Raw genomic sequence first — 15532 nt, forward strand, 5'->3', positions numbered from 1 at the left:
CATCCATGAAGTTCAACCTTTCACAACGATTATTCCTACCGCTTATTTCTTTTGTCGTCATTCCAAGCGCATTAGTCAGTTTGCCGAGTGTGGCATCTAACCCAGATACTAGCCTTCGAATTGAACAACAAGATGCGCTATCGGCAGTCGAAAAAGAAAACGCCATTTTAGCTGAAGAGCTGCAAGATGAAGAACAGCGACAAAACGCGCAGCAATCATCTTCTAATTTAATTGACCCTTCAATAGCGGATCCTGAGTCAACGTTCAACATAGATATTTCGGATTCAAACCAAGTCGCCCAAGCCTTGCACCTTTCTGCTCAGCAGCATAATTGGGGCTTAGCTCAGCAACTACTTAGCCATTATCAGCTATTCGATAACGCAGACCCGCTGCTTATTCACTATGTTCGAGGTGGTATTTATCGTTCACAAAGCGAGCTAAAACGTGCACAAGAGGAATACACTCAGTTAATCACGTTACAACCCAACTTTATGCCAGCGCAATTAGAACTAGCACGCGTTCTATTCGAAAACCACAACAACTCAGAGTCATTAGAATTATTCAAACAAATTGAAGCTTCACTCCCATCTAACAACCCTCGAACTCAAGGTATTCAACGAACCATAGATGTATTTTCAAGTGCGCTTAAAGCTCGTGATGACTGGGGCGGTTCCATTAGTTTCGGGCCATCGTTTAATGACAATCTAAACAGCTCTTCCGAAAGCTACACATGTTTAGTTCATAGCGATATTGGGCAATGCATCATCGATAGAGTCACCCCAAAAAAGCAACAGGCTTTTGGTATCGATTATGAAGCGAGCTTAAATAAACGAACCTCACTCACTGGTCATCATGGCGTTTCTTTTAGTGGGCTCACCTATGGCACTCGTTATTCAGGTCATGACGAATATGATGAGCAAACCGTCAAAGCGAGCTTTGGGTACAGTTATCAGAGCCAAAGAGATCGCGTGTCCTTCGCACCACAATTTGAGTTCAATACGTTTGCAGGAAAAAGCCTGTATTTAAGTTCCGGAATCAAACTGGATTGGTTCAAAACCGTAAACAAACAAAGTGCATTTAAATTCGAAACCAAAGCTGATTATCAAAACTATCAACCAGGAAAACTGGATTATCAGTCTGATTGGCAATTCTCAACCTTGTTCACTTATTGGTATCAATTACCTGAAAAATGGTTGTTATTTGGAGGCTTGGACTGGACAGATAAACGAAATGATCAAAAAGTTCATGCTTATACTTTGTCTGGCGTTCGACTTGGGGTTAATAAAAACGTCAGCCCATGGTTAGACATCAGTCTATTTGCTTCTTTGAGAGATCGCCGATATCAAGATTTCAGTGCTTTACTTGGAGATAAGCGACATGACAGAGAACAAAATTACACCTTAGTCATTCACTCACCAAGTATTGAGTATTTAGGCGTGTCTCCCACCCTTAGCTGGACTCATAAACGAGTGAAAAGCAATATTGACTGGCTTTATACTTACCAACAGAATGAAATCGGCTTAAAGCTCACTAAACGCTTCTAGATGGAGAGAAATTCACACGTAAAGGAAATATTTCGACCGTCTAAAAACCTTTGAGAAATAGAGTGTTCGAAAGATAGATTGATTGATTGATTGATTGATTAAAATAAGCGCTTTTAAACCATACAAAAAATTTCTTCATGTTTTGGTGAATACGAGCCTCAAAGGTAAAGATTATTTTAAATTCGATAAATTTTAAAATAATCTTACGGCTTTATCATTCTCATTCGGTATCCCTTTCAGAACATACTGCAAACCTTTTTTGCTAATACTTATTACCTAATGAGCAACCACAATGAATACGCTTTTTTTTCGCCTAATGTCAGTGCTTTCCGCACTGGCCATTACTTCGCAGGCTAACGCGACAGCAGAAACATCTCAAACATCTGCACTCTCAGCTTCTTCAACGACAGCGTCGTCTCAATTACAAGTAACTCAGCCACCACCAAATGAAACCTCAACTAACACATTGTTAGATCAACCCTATCTTGATCACCCCATTGTCGAACAACAACTAGCCCCGCCTTCAAATCCTCTAATTACACACGACTTTTCCGCTCTGGGCATGTACCACGCTGCGGATTGGATAGTGAAAACAGTTATGATCTCTCTTCTAATTGCGTCTGTAATGAGCTGGGCTGTTTTTATAACCAAGCACGTCCAATTATCCCTTGCGACTAAGCGAACGAAAAAATTACTTGCTACACTGGTAAACAGCGAAAGTATGATGGATGCGGAAACCGCCATAGCTCACCACAAAGCGAATGAAACATCGTTAATAACCGCGGTTCAACATGAGCTTTATATGTCCTCCCTTGGCCACGCAACTGGTGACGGTATTAAGGAGCGAGTGCAGTTGCGACTAGAGCGAGTTCAAACTGAACTCGGTCGCAATATGACATCGCTTACTGGTATTCTTGCCACTATAGGGTCGATTGGTCCCTTTGTAGGTCTGTTTGGTACGGTATGGGGGATCATGAATGCCTTTATCGGAATAGCAAAGTCCAAAAGTACTACCTTAGTTGTTGTAGCCCCAGGAATAGCAGAAGCTCTACTTGCCACGGCAATTGGACTTATAGCAGCAATCCCCGCTGTTATTATGTATAACTACTTCACTCGGTTTATTGGAAAGTACAGAGCGTTAGTCACAGATGTGTCTACAGCGAGTATGGTGTTAGTCAGCAGAGAGCTCGATAGAAGAAACAGCGACAATGAAAGCAACCTTGATTTAGATGTAAAAAAGGTAGGTTAATAATGGCTTTTAAAACCTCTGCAAACAATGATGAAATGACTGAGAATCATGAAATAAATGTCACGCCTTTAGTCGATGTGATGTTAGTGCTACTAATCATAGTGATGGTCGCCTCACCGCTAGCAACAGTTAATGTTCCCGTAGATTTACCGTCATCCTCAGCAACACCTCAACCACCACCAAAGAGCCCCTTTTATTTAACGGTACAAGAAGGGTTAGTTTTAACTTTAGGTGAAGACTTAACGGTTCCATTGAGTCAAATAAAGCCCGCCTTGGATCGGGCCTTAAAAGGGCAAGAAAAACGCATCTACCTCCGAGCAGACAAAGAGCTCAATTACCAAGACTTAATGACGGTAATGAATACACTCGTAGCGTCTGGTTATAGCCAGATAGCTCTAGTTGGTGTCGAATCACCATTGGAACGACAATAATGAGCTTATTGGCAGACCCTAACTACAGAATGATTGAACCTCGAAATAGATTTCTATTTTTTGGGTTGAGCGGAAGTATCATTCTACATATATTGTTTGTTGTTGCGTACATGTGGACCCCTGAATACAACTTTACCCCTCCAGTACAGGCAGCCCCAATAATGGTGAGTATTGTAGGCCCGTTAGCCGCCAGTAAGCAAAAATCAGAAGACACTGACTTAGGTGAACCCCAGCAAGAAATCATTCAACAAACGGTACAGAAGATGATAACGCCAGACCCCAGTTCTGCACCGAAAGCCCCTACTCCACAGCTAGTGAAAGGAAAAAAAACGTCTCCATTTTTGGCTCCAGAAAAACCTAAAAAAGACAGACAGAAAATACAGGCAAAACCCGTTAAGGCAGAGATCGATAAAATAAAACCAATAAAGCCTAAGCCTAAGCGACCAGAACCCAAGATAGTCAAAGCCATTGCAAAAGAGTATCCAGAACAAAAGCTTCAAACAATCATGCAGAAAGCCCAATCTAAGCAAAATATTGCGACACAAAAAACAGCAGATGCTGCATCTGCTTTACGAAAAGGCCAACTTTCAGAAAATGGACGTATGGCGAGGGTGAATTGGCAACAAACACTCCATGCTCATCTAGAGAAGCAAAAAAAGTACCCTAGAAAAGCAAAACGAATGAAACAAAGAGGAACACCTGTTATTCGCTTCACAATGGACAGAAAAGGCCATGTCCTTGACGTAGTGTTAGTGAAGAGCTCAGGGACTTCTTCCCTAGATAAAGAAGCCATTGATCTTGTTTATCGAGCTCAGCCTCTCACTAAACCTCCGAGTACAATCGCAGGCAATAAACTGAGCCTGACGCTACCAATCAACTTTACTTTTTAAGGTTGCAAACCTCTGGCGGTAGTCGGTTAATAACTCGCGAACGATGAGGTAGCAAAAATCATTTCTTAATGGCCTCTATATTATTGATTTAGGCTAAGTACAATTGGGGGTTGCCTGGCGAACCAACAGATCACGGGCATTGTAAGACATTGTATGGGTATGTATTACAGCAACTGCAATCACCCAATATCACATGACATCTCGGTATATTAGCACCACGTTCTAAATCATAAGATGTGTACTATGAAAGTGTTATCTTTAACTGCGTTCGCTGCCACTGTTCTTCTTGTCGGTTGTAATAGTTCAAGCCAAAGCAAGCCTGTGGCAAGCCAAGAAAATGTCAAACCATCCGTTGTTCACGGGATCACAATAGAAGCGGTCCCTTCTCAGTTCTCTGCGTATTCCAAAGCAGGTTATAACCGACATGTCGCGGTCAATGCCCCTAATGGCAAATCTATCCATATTCTAATTATGGATCGCCTGAGCGATTATCAGATAGTCAAAGCAGTCAATGTTCTCAACCACTATCTAACCCCCGTTGATGGCACTAAATACGGGAGCGCTGACTCAAAACGCGATATTGCAAATGCTATGGCGAACAATGGCGCAATATTGAAACTAATGAATTATCACGATGAGCCCCAATATAACGACGATTTGGATGGCCAACCCTTGTTCGAAGAGGAAATTCAAGTAGAAGGCGGAGAATGGTACGTTCGACAGGATTATGAAGAGCATCGCGATGCGTCTTACGAAGAAATTCTCCACCTAGTCCATGACTATGGTATTGGTGTTCTTAACTCCCCTCAAAGTGGCGAATCGGCATTACCTTTATTTCAAAAAGAGCTGAATACAATACAGACTCAGGCTTTACATAATGCCTATACACCTCCAGTTGACACTTTGGTAGAGTGGCAAGAAGAAGTCAGTGTTGACCAAGAGTACTTTGCAGCCGTCATTGATAGCTATTACGGGCTTTGGGGGGCGTATAGTGGCGAAGGTATGTGGGGGTTATACAAAGTTAAAACTCGCGACGACTTTTCTACAAGAGATCCTAACGCGCAATATATTACTGAACAGATTTTCTCTCCAACACTGACTTACGACGCATACATTGCTGATACATTCACCGGCACTTTTAAAATGCAATATGACCCAGCAACGCCCTACACTCATCACTCTCAATACCTGACGAAACTAACGCTATCGGGCAAGAATAACGCAAATATTGAGATCAATGGATATGATAATAAGGTAACCGGAAATTTAGGTGTTAATACGGTTGTAGTACATGGTCCTACAAGTGAATACCAAATCCACAATCTTGGGGGCGGTAAATTTCAGCTCAATGACACCGTTGCTTCGCGTGACGGCTTGAACGTGCTATCCAGTATCGAAAAAGTGCAGTTCACTGATCAGGTTTGGACTCTTTGATTCACATACACGCGTTTACTGAACAAGCAGAGATACGATTGATAGTACCTCTTCCCTTAGAAACTCCGCACAAGACACCGGAGGTAGATCGGGCACGAAGCTTTCAGAACATTCCTTTCCCAGGAGCAAACTCAGCTTGACGAGTTTTTCACACTTTAGCCTCTGATACACACATTGGCGAGAAACGTCGAACAATGAGCAAGCCTTACTTAAGCTTGCTTTTCTCTCTTTTTAAAGACATCTAATACGTCCATTATCGAGCTCTCGTTCAATCGTTTGTTTTTTTGGGCAGCCCTTCTTAGCTTTGTATAAATTTGAATTACATTAAATTACGTCAAATTACATTAAATCACGTTAAATTGCGTCATTCATTTCAAAAGAAGCACCGGCTAATGACTGATCATCAAATGACCATGAACAAATCCATCGTTCATCAAAGTAAGACTATTTACTCAGAGCAGTTTGCAGAGAACTTTCACCCGATCTGGATTTACCGCATAAAATTTATTGCGCGAGCGTTATTCTACAGAAAGGCATTCAACTACTTGGCTAATAACATTGAAGAGTCTGTGTTAGAGATGCTGTGTACACGCTCGCATCGCTTTTTGGAAAAACCTTTTCGCCCGTACATCATCAAAAACAACCCGGCTATCGATCGCTCAGAGCTTGTTATTGAGCATTACAAAACAGCATCAGAACTGATATCACCAACATTAATGAAACAGATCTATACAGATTCCAAAGGGCTCACTCTTATGACCTTTGAGATTAATGAGATCTTATACACTGTGAAATTGGTATATGAAGAGCGCTATCAAAAAGAAGGCGATATGAGCTTAGTACTGCATAGCCAAGAGGACGGTAACTTCTACACAATCTCCTTTATCCTCGGGAATGAAAATGGGATCCGTTGCATTAAGATTGGCGGGTTGCAAGGTCCACGCAGTAACGAGACCAGCAACGAGAAGATAAAAAACCTGACTCGTAAACTTTATGGCCAACGTCCAAAAAGTCTGATGGTAAGCCTACTGAGTATCCTTGCTCAGATCTGGGGTATAGAGACCATTCTTGCGGTGAAGACACAGTCTCACACTTTTGCGGCTAAACGCTATAAAAAAGGGCGAATTAAGACCGACTACGACGCATTATGGATTGAATTGGGCGGCACCGAATACGACCGTAACTTCTATTCGCTTAGCGTTAATGCACCACGTCGCGACATCGAAGGTATGTCTCGTTCTAAACGTTCTATGTACCGCCGCCGCTATGAATGGTTAGACAACACCAAAACGACATTCGAAGAAGCATTAAAATACTCTTATGACGAGTGATAAATTAGGCACTATGAATACACGAGTATCCACCACTTTTCTCCGAATCGTGAAAAGTAACGCGGTGTATATCCTCAAAATTAACAATCTCGATATCACCTGAATGACAGTTAGAACTCGTACTTAGTTAAATGGCAGTACCACTTCGATTCACGAGATCGCAGTCAGTAATGATCATCACTGACACCTTTGTGCCTAATAACATTTCAGTTAACACTTGCCAGCTAAAAGTTACCACCAACTCTACTAATTTTTTTATTTAAGCTTCGTGTACGCTTTCCGCCCGACAAGACAAAGATCAGAGACATACCAGAGGCTTTCCCTTCGGTATGTTCGCACCAAATTTCCACACAACTCATCAGCGCAGATATTTCCTCGCATACCCTTCCCCTAGAAATTCCGTGCAAGATACCGGAGATAGACAAGACAAAAAGCTATCGAAACCAAAACCACTTTCCTGAAGACGTAAAAAAGCCCGACCATTTCTGATCGGGCTTTCTAAATAATGGAGGCGCCTCCCGGAGTCGAACCGAGGTCCACGGATTTGCAATCCGCTGCATAGCCACTCTGCCAAGGCGCCTTCAATAGTGTTTTAAGAGAACAACTCTTTTGAACATTACCAAACAAGATAACAATCAAATAGATGGTGCCCCGGGCCGGACTTGAACCGGCACAGCGCGAACGCCGAGGGATTTTAAATCCCTTGTGTCTACCAATTCCACCACCAGGGCACGCAATTCTTTATTGCGATGCCGATTACTGAAAAGTAAAACACCATCTTAATGTCAAAATGAATCAACATTACAATATTTGGAGCGATACATCGGGTTCGAACCGATGACCTCAACCTTGGCAAGGTTGCGCTCTACCAACTGAGCTAGTATCGCATTTTCATTCTACTAATTTCTTACCTTATCAAAACGTAAGAGAAAGAGAATGGAGGCGCCTCCCGGAGTCGAACCGAGGTCCACGGATTTGCAATCCGCTGCATAGCCACTCTGCCAAGGCGCCTTTATCAACATAAAAATATATTGAAGTGTTTTAAGAGGACTACTCTTTGTTCAACACTCTACTCAAAGTAGAAACTAGATAGATGGTGCCCCGGGCCGGACTTGAACCGGCACAGCGCGAACGCCGAGGGATTTTAAATCCCTTGTGTCTACCAATTCCACCACCAGGGCAACGCAATCATGCGATGCTGATTACTGAAGAGTAAAACACCATCTCTCTTCGACCTAAGCCGTGAGAACGAGGTGTACTTTAACGGATAGAAAAAATTCGTCAACAGTAAATTTTATCTTTCAATTCAAGTGATTAATTATCGAACTCAAACGAATGAATTTAGTGCAGCTTGTACGGTTCTTATTCGTAGATTTTGAGTTTGAGTTGGAATTCAAAGGCCGAATTCCCATTTTCAGACTCACAAAATACTGTCAATTCCATTGAATTAAGGAAACACGCCTTCGTTTTCATGTGCTTTTCACATTCAAAGGCTAGAGTTTTAAGTAACGACTATTACGAAATGACAACGTGAAGCCACTAAAACGATACCAATATGAGCGCTACGCTGTGCTCTGCAACCTCGCCTACCCTAGAGTTTTTAAACAAACTCGTTACGGTTTTGACCCTAATGGACAGCGCATCATAAAGAACCAGTTCGGAAAAACCATGATTCGAGTCTTATGGAGCAGCGACAAAGATGAAGTCGTCGTGGTTATCAAGGGGTCACACAGCGTTTCTGACTGGCTACTCACTTTTGCACTATGGACCAGAAGCTGTAAAAGGATTGGGCTGAACTATCGTGTTCATGCTGGTTTCTATCATCTCATGTTCCAAGAAAGCCAACCAAGTCGTAACGAAGACAAGCTTGGACAAACCGTTATCGAACGCTTAGAAGCTACGCTCACACCTTTGTTAAAGCAAGGGAAAAGAATTTCGATCACCGGGCACTCTTCTGGTGGCGCTATTGGCTGTGTGTTTGCTGATTACTTCGACCAAAAATACCCAGGTTGTATTAAACGAATCGTCACGTTTGGGCAGCCCGCGGTCGGTGATTGGAGTTTCAAAAAGAACTACCGTTTAAGCAAGAAGACCTACCGAATATGTTGTGACATCGACATCGTGACCTTTATGCCCCCGGTTCCCCTATTGTATTGGCATGTAGGCAAAATACTTTGGCTCTATAACGGCAGGATTTACGAAAACACACCGACGTTAATACGCCTCGGGCGATCAATATTCAGTTGGTTAATCCGGCCTTTCTCTTATCACCTAATGAGTAAGTATATTCGTAACAAAGACTTCTTTGATAAACATTGAGCATGCTCTATAAATAAAAAAGAGCACACGCTTTTACAGCCAGTGCTCTTTCTAGTTTCTAATTGATCTTTGTGCTTAAGCTAATATTAGCCTGAACTTAAAGCTTGAATCGTGACAGCTCTTGTTTCAAGTCACTCGCTAAATGACTTAGCTGATCGGCTTGTGAAACCGCATCGGTCGCATCAACTGCCATCACATCACTCACTTCACGAACAGATTCGGTATTCGCATTGATTTCAGCGGTAACCAGTGACTGCTCTTCAGCAGCAGAAGCTATCTGAGTTGCCATATCGCTGATCATCTGAATTGCCTCACGGATTTGAGCTAAGCTCTCTCCGGCCATATCCACGTCATGTACGCTTGTTTTCGCCATATCGTGGCTTTGTGTCATCACTTTAACGGCACCACTAGTTGCTTGTTGTAAGCGCTTGATCTTGTCTTCGATCTCTTCTGTTGAAGCATAAGTTCGTTGAGAAAGCACTCGAACCTCATCGGCAACCACTGCAAAGCCTCGACCTTGTTCGCCTGCCCTTGCTGCTTCAATTGCCGCATTGAGTGCAAGTAAGTTAGTTTGCTCCGCTATTTCGCGAATCGTCGCCAAGATAGACGCGATTTGCTGGCCATGCTCTTCAAGCTCACTGATAATAGACACAGCGCTTGTTAGTTCTGTTGCAAGCTCATTGATCGATGATTGGCTTTTAGCCATCTGTTGGAAACCTTGTTCGCTCAACTCAACAGAGTGAGTCGCACTTTTGGCCGTACTATCAGCATTCGTAGCAATTTCTGCTGTTGCTGTCGCCATTTCTGTTACAGCTGTTGCAACCATCGTGATCTCATCTTGTTGCCTGCTTACACTATCACTGCGTTTTAATGCGCTGCTGTTGGCGTGTTCAGCTCCGTTATTCATTGCCGTCGAAACATCAGTCACGTTTTTCATCATTGCATGGAGTCTATCTACGAACACATTGAACTTGTCGGCAAGTTGCCCTACTTCATCTTTACTCGACACTTGAAGGCGCTGTGTTAAATCACCTTCCCCTTCCGCAATATCAGCTAATGCTGCACTCACTCGACCCAGCTCAACTAATTGACGAGCCACAAACCATGAGGTTGCTGCAGCCATAACGATCAATACAATCAAACCTGTGGTGATTTGGCTAATCAACATATCGAACAGGGGCTGCTCCAGTACGTCTTTATCCATTTCAATCACAAGTAGCCAGTCGGTGCCTTTAATAGGCTCAGCCATGATCACGCGCTCATCACCACTAACTTGTGTAAAAATTGTCGTTAAGTTTTGTGCAGCACTGTTTAATCCAGAAACACTTAATTCAGGTGCTATCTCTTTGACTTGCTTAAGGATGAAATCTTTATTCTTATGAGCAACAACCGTGCCTTGCTTATCAATTAGGATCGCTCGTCCATTACCTGGAACCTGAATAGCCAACACATCTTCAATTAGCTTGTCTAAGGCAAGGTTAGATGCGACAACACCTATGATCGAGCCATTCTCGGTCACAGGATCGGTCAATGTCACCACTAAGGTTTGCATGGTTACACTCACATACGGCTTGGTTGTTACTGCACGGTTCTCAGCTAAGGTTTGTTTATACCAACCTCGAACTCTTGGGTCATACCCCGCTTTATTCAATGAAGGATCATGACGGAACATCTCACCTTCTTTGTTACCGTAATAACTCAATCCAAACCCACCAGATACCAAGGTTTGACGTAAATGAGGAACGATATCTATTGAAGGGTTAAGCTGTACTTGTTGTTTAAGCCCATGTACTGCTTGTTTCTTATCGTAAAACCAGTCACTGATGCCCTTTGCATGGGCTTGAAGTGTATTACGACTTTCACTTTCTATAGCTTGCCAGCTGTTTGTTTGAAAAGTCTTATAACCCATGAAAAGAAGAATGGCAGATGTAACAGCAATCGCCAAAACTACAGAGAAAACCATTTTTCTCTTTAGACTAAATTGCATATTTAAGAACCTCTTATAGAATAATTAAAGAAATATAAAGAGGGACACTATCACTCATGCGCATGTTTTAATTAGGGTTATCCCATAAAACAATGAAACAAATTGAGCATTGTGGTTAATTGTGACTTTGATTTATTTAGCGGTTTATCAACAAAGGCTCGACTTAGGATTCCACCAAAACGGCGTTGGGCTTAGCAAATATCAAAGGGAGAAATGAAGAGGTAAGGATGAAGAAACAAGAAGCAAAGCACCAGAAACGAAAAAACCAGCCACGAGGACTGGTTTTTTCTAAATGATGGAGGCGCCTCCCGGAGTCGAACCGAGGTCCACGGATTTGCAATCCGCTGCATAGCCACTCTGCCAAGGCGCCTTCAATAGTGTTTTAAGAGAACAACTCTTTTGAACATTACCAAACAAGATAACAATCAAATAGATGGTGCCCCGGGCCGGACTTGAACCGGCACAGCGCGAACGCCGAGGGATTTTAAATCCCTTGTGTCTACCAATTCCACCACCAGGGCACGCAATTCTTTATTGCGATGCCGATTACTGAAAAGTAAAACACCATCTTAATGTCAAAATGAATCAACATTACAAAATTTGGAGCGATACATCGGGTTCGAACCGATGACCTCAACCTTGGCAAGGTTGCGCTCTACCAACTGAGCTAGTATCGCAATTTCATTCTTCTAATTTCTTACCTTATCAAAACGTAAGAGAAAGAGAATGGAGGCGCCTCCCGGAGTCGAACCGAGGTCCACGGATTTGCAATCCGCTGCATAGCCACTCTGCCAAGGCGCCATTTTTCAACACGTTAGTACCGACTAAACGTTAGCCCCGCTGTGTTCGGGTGCCTACTTTACGGATTGAGTGAAGATAGTCAAACAAAAATGTGAATTTAAATTCTGTTTGCTGACATTTAAATCAAATTGCTGCATGTTCGATCTCTTCAATCAAAAAACACACAGCAAAAACGATTTAAATAAGATGTTCTAGCGCTACCACTTCTTCATGAAGCGGCCAACGAGACTCGGATGATACGACCAACAGTGATCAAACATGGTCATAAGTTGAGGGTTACCATACTTAGAAAGACTAACCGCATGGAAACGGTTTTTGTGCTCTTTCAATTTTTCAACCTGAGCAATCATTTCATCAGATTGCTTAGGGGCAATAAAGTCAGAAAGTACGATCAAATCTGCGTTCTTGTATTTATCACCCGTCATCAGGTCAATCGACTTCATGAGTACAGGTTCTAGATCCGTACCGCCGTGGAATGAATAGCTTAAGAAGTCACTCGCTTCACGCAGGCCATCTTGTCTTGTTAACTCATAGGTAATCTGCTCAGAAGAGAACAGAATCACGTAACAATCTCTCTCTTCCGCAAGCGCGATTTGCATCAAAGCGTAAGCCATTGCTTTGGCTGACTGCTCTGGGAACCCACTCATAGAACCAGAGGCGTCTACACAGACGATGAACGGACCTTTTTCAATATCGACGTTTTTGCTATCGGGCTTTTGCGCTTTTACTTTACGTAACGTGCGTGACTTACCTTGCGAGCGATAGCTAAGTAAACGTTTGTCGGCCAAATGTTTATAAAAGATAACCTCAAGCTCAGGATAAGCTAGGAACATGGTCTCGTTCGGCAGCATTTTGTTCAGGTCATCACTTTCGTGAATTCCTACAATATCATCGACCGCCTCATCACTTTTCTCTTCAACCATCTGCAGTTCTTCTACAGGGGCTTTGTGTAACGAAGGATCATCTTCCTCGCTCGCCATACGACCTAGCTTTTCAGCGATATCTTGCAGGCCTTTGTGCTTATTCAGGAACTCAGCATGACGCTTCATGATGGTGAGATCAGTTTTGCTTAATTTGGCAGACGCCATGTCCCACAAGCGCCCTACGCTACCCTCATCACCCGACTCCGTCACTTTATCCATGTTTTTCATGGTTTCCATGCGTTGATAAAGATCAGCTAAGACTTTTTCTTTGCTTGTTTCGAGTTCGGTTACTTGAGCTTGCTTAATCGCGTCTGACAGTGATTGGTACCATTGGTCGCAAAAATAGTGTGGAAACATCGCGTTATAAACGCCTTTGTTGTTTTCCATCAAGCGTCTTGCTTGTAGATAAAACGCCGAGTGCCACTCCAGTTTTTTGATAACACTGTCTATCTCATCAAAGAACTGCGGTTCATCCCAATAGATCACTTCTTGGTAAAGTGCGATTTCCTCTTGGAAGCGATCAGTTTCACACACTTTAGTGACGCGTTTTTTTACTTTACCGCGCCATTTAACTAAGTGGTTTTTCACTGATGTTTTAACGCCTTTGTTCTCAGCAGCCATCATGACTTGAGAACGAGCGATGAGATCATTCATCGCGGTATCAATTATGCCTGAATCAGCCACCATCAAAGCGAGGTTTAAGCCGTCTGCTCCTAACATATGCTCTCCCCTTACTCGAAGTACTGACTCATGAACTTAATACGTTGTGCGATCTTGCTACTCTTCACTTTTGTCGTTTCGAGATCTTGCGTTACTGCTTGCAAGCTTGATTCCATCGCTTTCGGTAAATCAGGGTCTATATAGTTATGAGGTAGCGCGTCATGGAATTCAGTGCGAACTCGTTTTAACTTGAATTCAGCTTCAGTTAACTGCTCTAGGGCTTTCTCAGCACCACTCAACCACTTGTTGTACAATTCTTGGTCTAAACCGTCAGTTGTAACCACACTCACCAGTACAGAACGATTAGCAATATCTTTAATGACTAACTGGTTCGATGCATCCAAGTCGAGTTTTAAACGGCATAGGTTTTTATTTTCGTTAACGTAACCGTAAATGTCGCCATGGCCTTCTTTAAGAACTCGATCAAAATCGTCTTTGGCTACGTATACCCAACGGCTATCGCCTTTCTCAGATTCAGACACCGACATGTTGCTTTGTAACATCACCAGTTTAACTAGGTTGTATGCACTGCCGACGCTGTACATTTTCGCGTTCTTGATGTCATTCTGATAAACGTCTTTACGCAACAAGCCGCTGGTTGACTCCATAGAGAGCGACACAGACAGCGTTGATTCAACATCGTCTTGAATCTCTTCAAGTTCTTCACGGGACATTTCAATTTGAGCTTTCGACTCTTGTTGGTCGAACGCTCGGTTCAATGCAAAGTCTTTTACCACACTACGAACCACATCACGCGATTCTGGGCTATGCCATAAACAATCTTGCAGTAGCATAATATCCAGCGGGTTTACGCTATCACGACCACTGAAGAATGCACTAGCCTTCAACAGCTTGACCGCTTTCTTCCAGCGTCTGTCCGATACATATAGATCAGTTTCAGTAGCCGAACTTTGCTTTTTGACAGTCTCTTCGAGCATGGTTTTCAGTTCAAATAGCTTATTGAACGAGTTATCTGTCAATTCCAGGTTATCGAGCTCTTTCTGCCATTGATGGTATTCAATATCAGTAATCGCCAATCCTTTTGGAATCACAGCTTCCTGAGAGGTACCCGTCGTCAGCATCGATTTGAAGTTTTGTTTGTTTTGAATTCGGTTTACGAACACGCGAACGAGCATCCGGTCGTAAAGAGCTTCTAAGCCGCTGTCTTCATCTGGAAGTTCGTTGGATGCAGACACTAATAAGCGCATCGGTACGCGCTCGATGTCTGCGCCATTTTTGAATGTCTTTTCGTTAACGACCGTAAGCAACGTATTTAGGATTGCAGGACCTGCTTTCCAGATCTCATCAAGAAATACAACTTGCGCTGTTGGTAGGTAGCCTTCGGTCAGTCTGACATAACGACCGTTATCTTTTAATTCTTGAATACTTAGTGGGCCGAACACTTCTTCTGGAGTAGAGAAACGTGTCATTAAATATTCGAAATAGCTACTGTTGTCAAAAGCCTGGATGAGGCGTTTAGCGATGAGGCTTTTTGCGATGCCCGGAGGGCCTAATAGAAACACACTTTCGCCAGCCAGGGCCGCCAGTAAACAAAGCTTAATCGTGTCTTCTCTTTCATAAACGCCATCAGAGAGAGCATGTGCCAATTTGTTAATTCTTTCAGAGAGTAGCGCCTTGTCAGCATGTGAGGAAATAGAAGGGTTCATGCGTTACTCCGAAAATCTTTGAACAGTTGAGAGTGTAGATACGTTTTTATACATTTGTTAGCACTTTGTTACAAGTATCTTTTATTATTGAGTTGCCTTTATATCAGATGGTTACGCTGCAATTTTCGCGCAATCATAGATTCCAATTATGAGAGTAACATCACGAATGGCGTGAGATTAAATCTATTACTAAGCCTAATTTTTCTTTTATTTTCGACACCATAGACGTTATGGTG

The 15532-nt window shown here is 42.8% G+C and carries 10 protein-coding genes and 9 tRNA genes; 7 read left to right on the top strand and 12 right to left on the bottom strand.

Annotated features, from left to right (window positions below; genetic code table 11):
• The first annotated feature begins 5 nt into the window (after window positions 1–5).
• From L3V36_RS07775 to L3V36_RS07800, 6 genes are all read left to right on the top strand, one after another.
• Window positions 6–1544 carry a surface lipoprotein assembly modifier gene (locus L3V36_RS07775; RefSeq protein WP_102447439.1) on the top strand — a complete coding sequence of 513 codons (1539 nt, stop codon included), beginning with the start codon at window positions 6–8 and terminating at the stop codon, window positions 1542–1544.
• Between the two features lie 292 nt (window positions 1545–1836).
• Window positions 1837–2793, top strand: coding sequence for a tonB-system energizer ExbB (gene exbB / locus L3V36_RS07780; RefSeq protein WP_017087532.1), 957 nt, complete (start codon window positions 1837–1839; stop codon window positions 2791–2793).
• Between the two features lie 2 nt (window positions 2794–2795).
• Window positions 2796–3224 (top strand): biopolymer transporter ExbD, encoded by a 429-nt coding sequence (locus tag L3V36_RS07785; protein WP_017087531.1) that lies wholly within the window; start codon window positions 2796–2798, stop codon window positions 3222–3224.
• Complete coding sequence (locus L3V36_RS07790; protein ID WP_102447440.1) at window positions 3224–4114, top strand: energy transducer TonB; 891 nt, start codon at window positions 3224–3226, stop codon at window positions 4112–4114. Before L3V36_RS07785 ends, L3V36_RS07790 begins: the two co-directional genes overlap by 1 nt.
• Before the next feature lie 243 nt (window positions 4115–4357).
• Window positions 4358–5548 carry a hypothetical protein gene (locus L3V36_RS07795; protein WP_102447441.1) on the top strand — a complete coding sequence of 397 codons (1191 nt, stop codon included), beginning with the start codon at window positions 4358–4360 and terminating at the stop codon, window positions 5546–5548.
• Between the two features lie 392 nt (window positions 5549–5940).
• Complete coding sequence (locus L3V36_RS07800) at window positions 5941–6879, top strand: VirK/YbjX family protein (RefSeq protein WP_017093023.1); 939 nt, start codon at window positions 5941–5943, stop codon at window positions 6877–6879.
• 506 nt (window positions 6880–7385) lie between these two features.
• Here L3V36_RS07800 and L3V36_RS07805 read toward each other — a convergent pair.
• The 5 genes from L3V36_RS07805 to L3V36_RS07825 all read right to left on the bottom strand — a co-directional run bounded on the left by L3V36_RS07805 (window position 7386) and on the right by L3V36_RS07825 (window position 8060).
• A tRNA-Cys gene (locus tag L3V36_RS07805) sits at window positions 7386–7459 on the bottom strand.
• 64 nt (window positions 7460–7523) lie between these two features.
• Window positions 7524–7610: transfer RNA gene (locus L3V36_RS07810), tRNA-Leu, on the bottom strand.
• Window positions 7611–7690: 80 nt separating this feature from the next.
• Window positions 7691–7766: transfer RNA gene (locus L3V36_RS07815), tRNA-Gly, on the bottom strand.
• Window positions 7767–7816: 50 nt separating this feature from the next.
• A tRNA-Cys gene (locus L3V36_RS07820) sits at window positions 7817–7890 on the bottom strand.
• An 83-nt stretch (window positions 7891–7973) separates the two neighbouring features.
• Window positions 7974–8060, bottom strand: a tRNA-Leu gene (locus L3V36_RS07825).
• A gap of 349 nt (window positions 8061–8409) precedes the next feature.
• On the opposite strand from L3V36_RS07825, the gene L3V36_RS07830 reads away from it, so the two are divergent.
• A complete protein-coding gene (locus L3V36_RS07830; RefSeq protein WP_208775345.1) occupies window positions 8410–9198 on the top strand; it encodes a lipase in 789 nt (262 codons plus the stop codon).
• Window positions 9199–9295: 97 nt separating this feature from the next.
• Here L3V36_RS07830 and L3V36_RS07835 read toward each other — a convergent pair whose 3' ends face one another.
• From L3V36_RS07835 to L3V36_RS07865, 7 genes are all read right to left on the bottom strand, one after another.
• On the bottom strand, window positions 9296–11161 hold the full coding sequence (locus L3V36_RS07835; protein ID WP_102448425.1) for a methyl-accepting chemotaxis protein: 1866 nt from the start codon (window positions 11159–11161) through the stop codon (window positions 9296–9298).
• Between the two features lie 320 nt (window positions 11162–11481).
• Window positions 11482–11555, bottom strand: a tRNA-Cys gene (locus L3V36_RS07840).
• A gap of 64 nt (window positions 11556–11619) precedes the next feature.
• Window positions 11620–11706 (bottom strand) — tRNA-Leu (locus L3V36_RS07845).
• Between the two features lie 80 nt (window positions 11707–11786).
• Window positions 11787–11862: transfer RNA gene (locus L3V36_RS07850), tRNA-Gly, on the bottom strand.
• 50 nt (window positions 11863–11912) lie between these two features.
• Window positions 11913–11986 (bottom strand) — tRNA-Cys (locus tag L3V36_RS07855).
• 197 nt (window positions 11987–12183) lie between these two features.
• Window positions 12184–13629 (bottom strand): ATPase RavA stimulator ViaA, encoded by a 1446-nt coding sequence (viaA, locus tag L3V36_RS07860; protein ID WP_065682476.1) that lies wholly within the window; start codon window positions 13627–13629, stop codon window positions 12184–12186.
• A gap of 11 nt (window positions 13630–13640) precedes the next feature.
• Window positions 13641–15296: an ATPase RavA domain-containing protein gene (locus L3V36_RS07865; RefSeq protein WP_017078724.1), complete on the bottom strand. Its 1656-nt coding sequence runs from the start codon at window positions 15294–15296 to the stop codon at window positions 13641–13643.
• Between the last annotated feature and the right edge of the window lie 236 nt (window positions 15297–15532).

The organism is Vibrio sp. G-C-1 (assembly GCF_021728015.1).
GTDB classification, from domain to species: domain Bacteria; phylum Pseudomonadota; class Gammaproteobacteria; order Enterobacterales; family Vibrionaceae; genus Vibrio; species Vibrio splendidus.

Excerpts from the sequence above, each read along its gene's own strand:
- L3V36_RS07785 (WP_017087531.1), top strand. The coding sequence starts at position 2,796 with ATGGCTTTTAAAACCTCTGCAAACAATGATGAAATGACTGAGAATCAT.
- exbB (WP_017087532.1), top strand. The coding sequence starts at position 1,837 with ATGAATACGCTTTTTTTTCGCCTAATGTCAGTGCTTTCCGCACTGGCC.
- L3V36_RS07865 (WP_017078724.1), bottom strand. The coding sequence starts at position 15,296 with ATGAACCCTTCTATTTCCTCACATGCTGACAAGGCGCTACTCTCTGAA.
- L3V36_RS07790 (WP_102447440.1), top strand. The coding sequence starts at position 3,224 with ATGAGCTTATTGGCAGACCCTAACTACAGAATGATTGAACCTCGAAAT.
- L3V36_RS07835 (WP_102448425.1), bottom strand. The coding sequence starts at position 11,161 with ATGGTTTTCTCTGTAGTTTTGGCGATTGCTGTTACATCTGCCATTCTT.
- L3V36_RS07795 (WP_102447441.1), top strand. The coding sequence starts at position 4,358 with ATGAAAGTGTTATCTTTAACTGCGTTCGCTGCCACTGTTCTTCTTGTC.
- L3V36_RS07800 (WP_017093023.1), top strand. The coding sequence starts at position 5,941 with ATGACTGATCATCAAATGACCATGAACAAATCCATCGTTCATCAAAGT.
- L3V36_RS07775 (WP_102447439.1), top strand. The coding sequence starts at position 6 with ATGAAGTTCAACCTTTCACAACGATTATTCCTACCGCTTATTTCTTTT.
- viaA (WP_065682476.1), bottom strand. The coding sequence starts at position 13,629 with ATGTTAGGAGCAGACGGCTTAAACCTCGCTTTGATGGTGGCTGATTCA.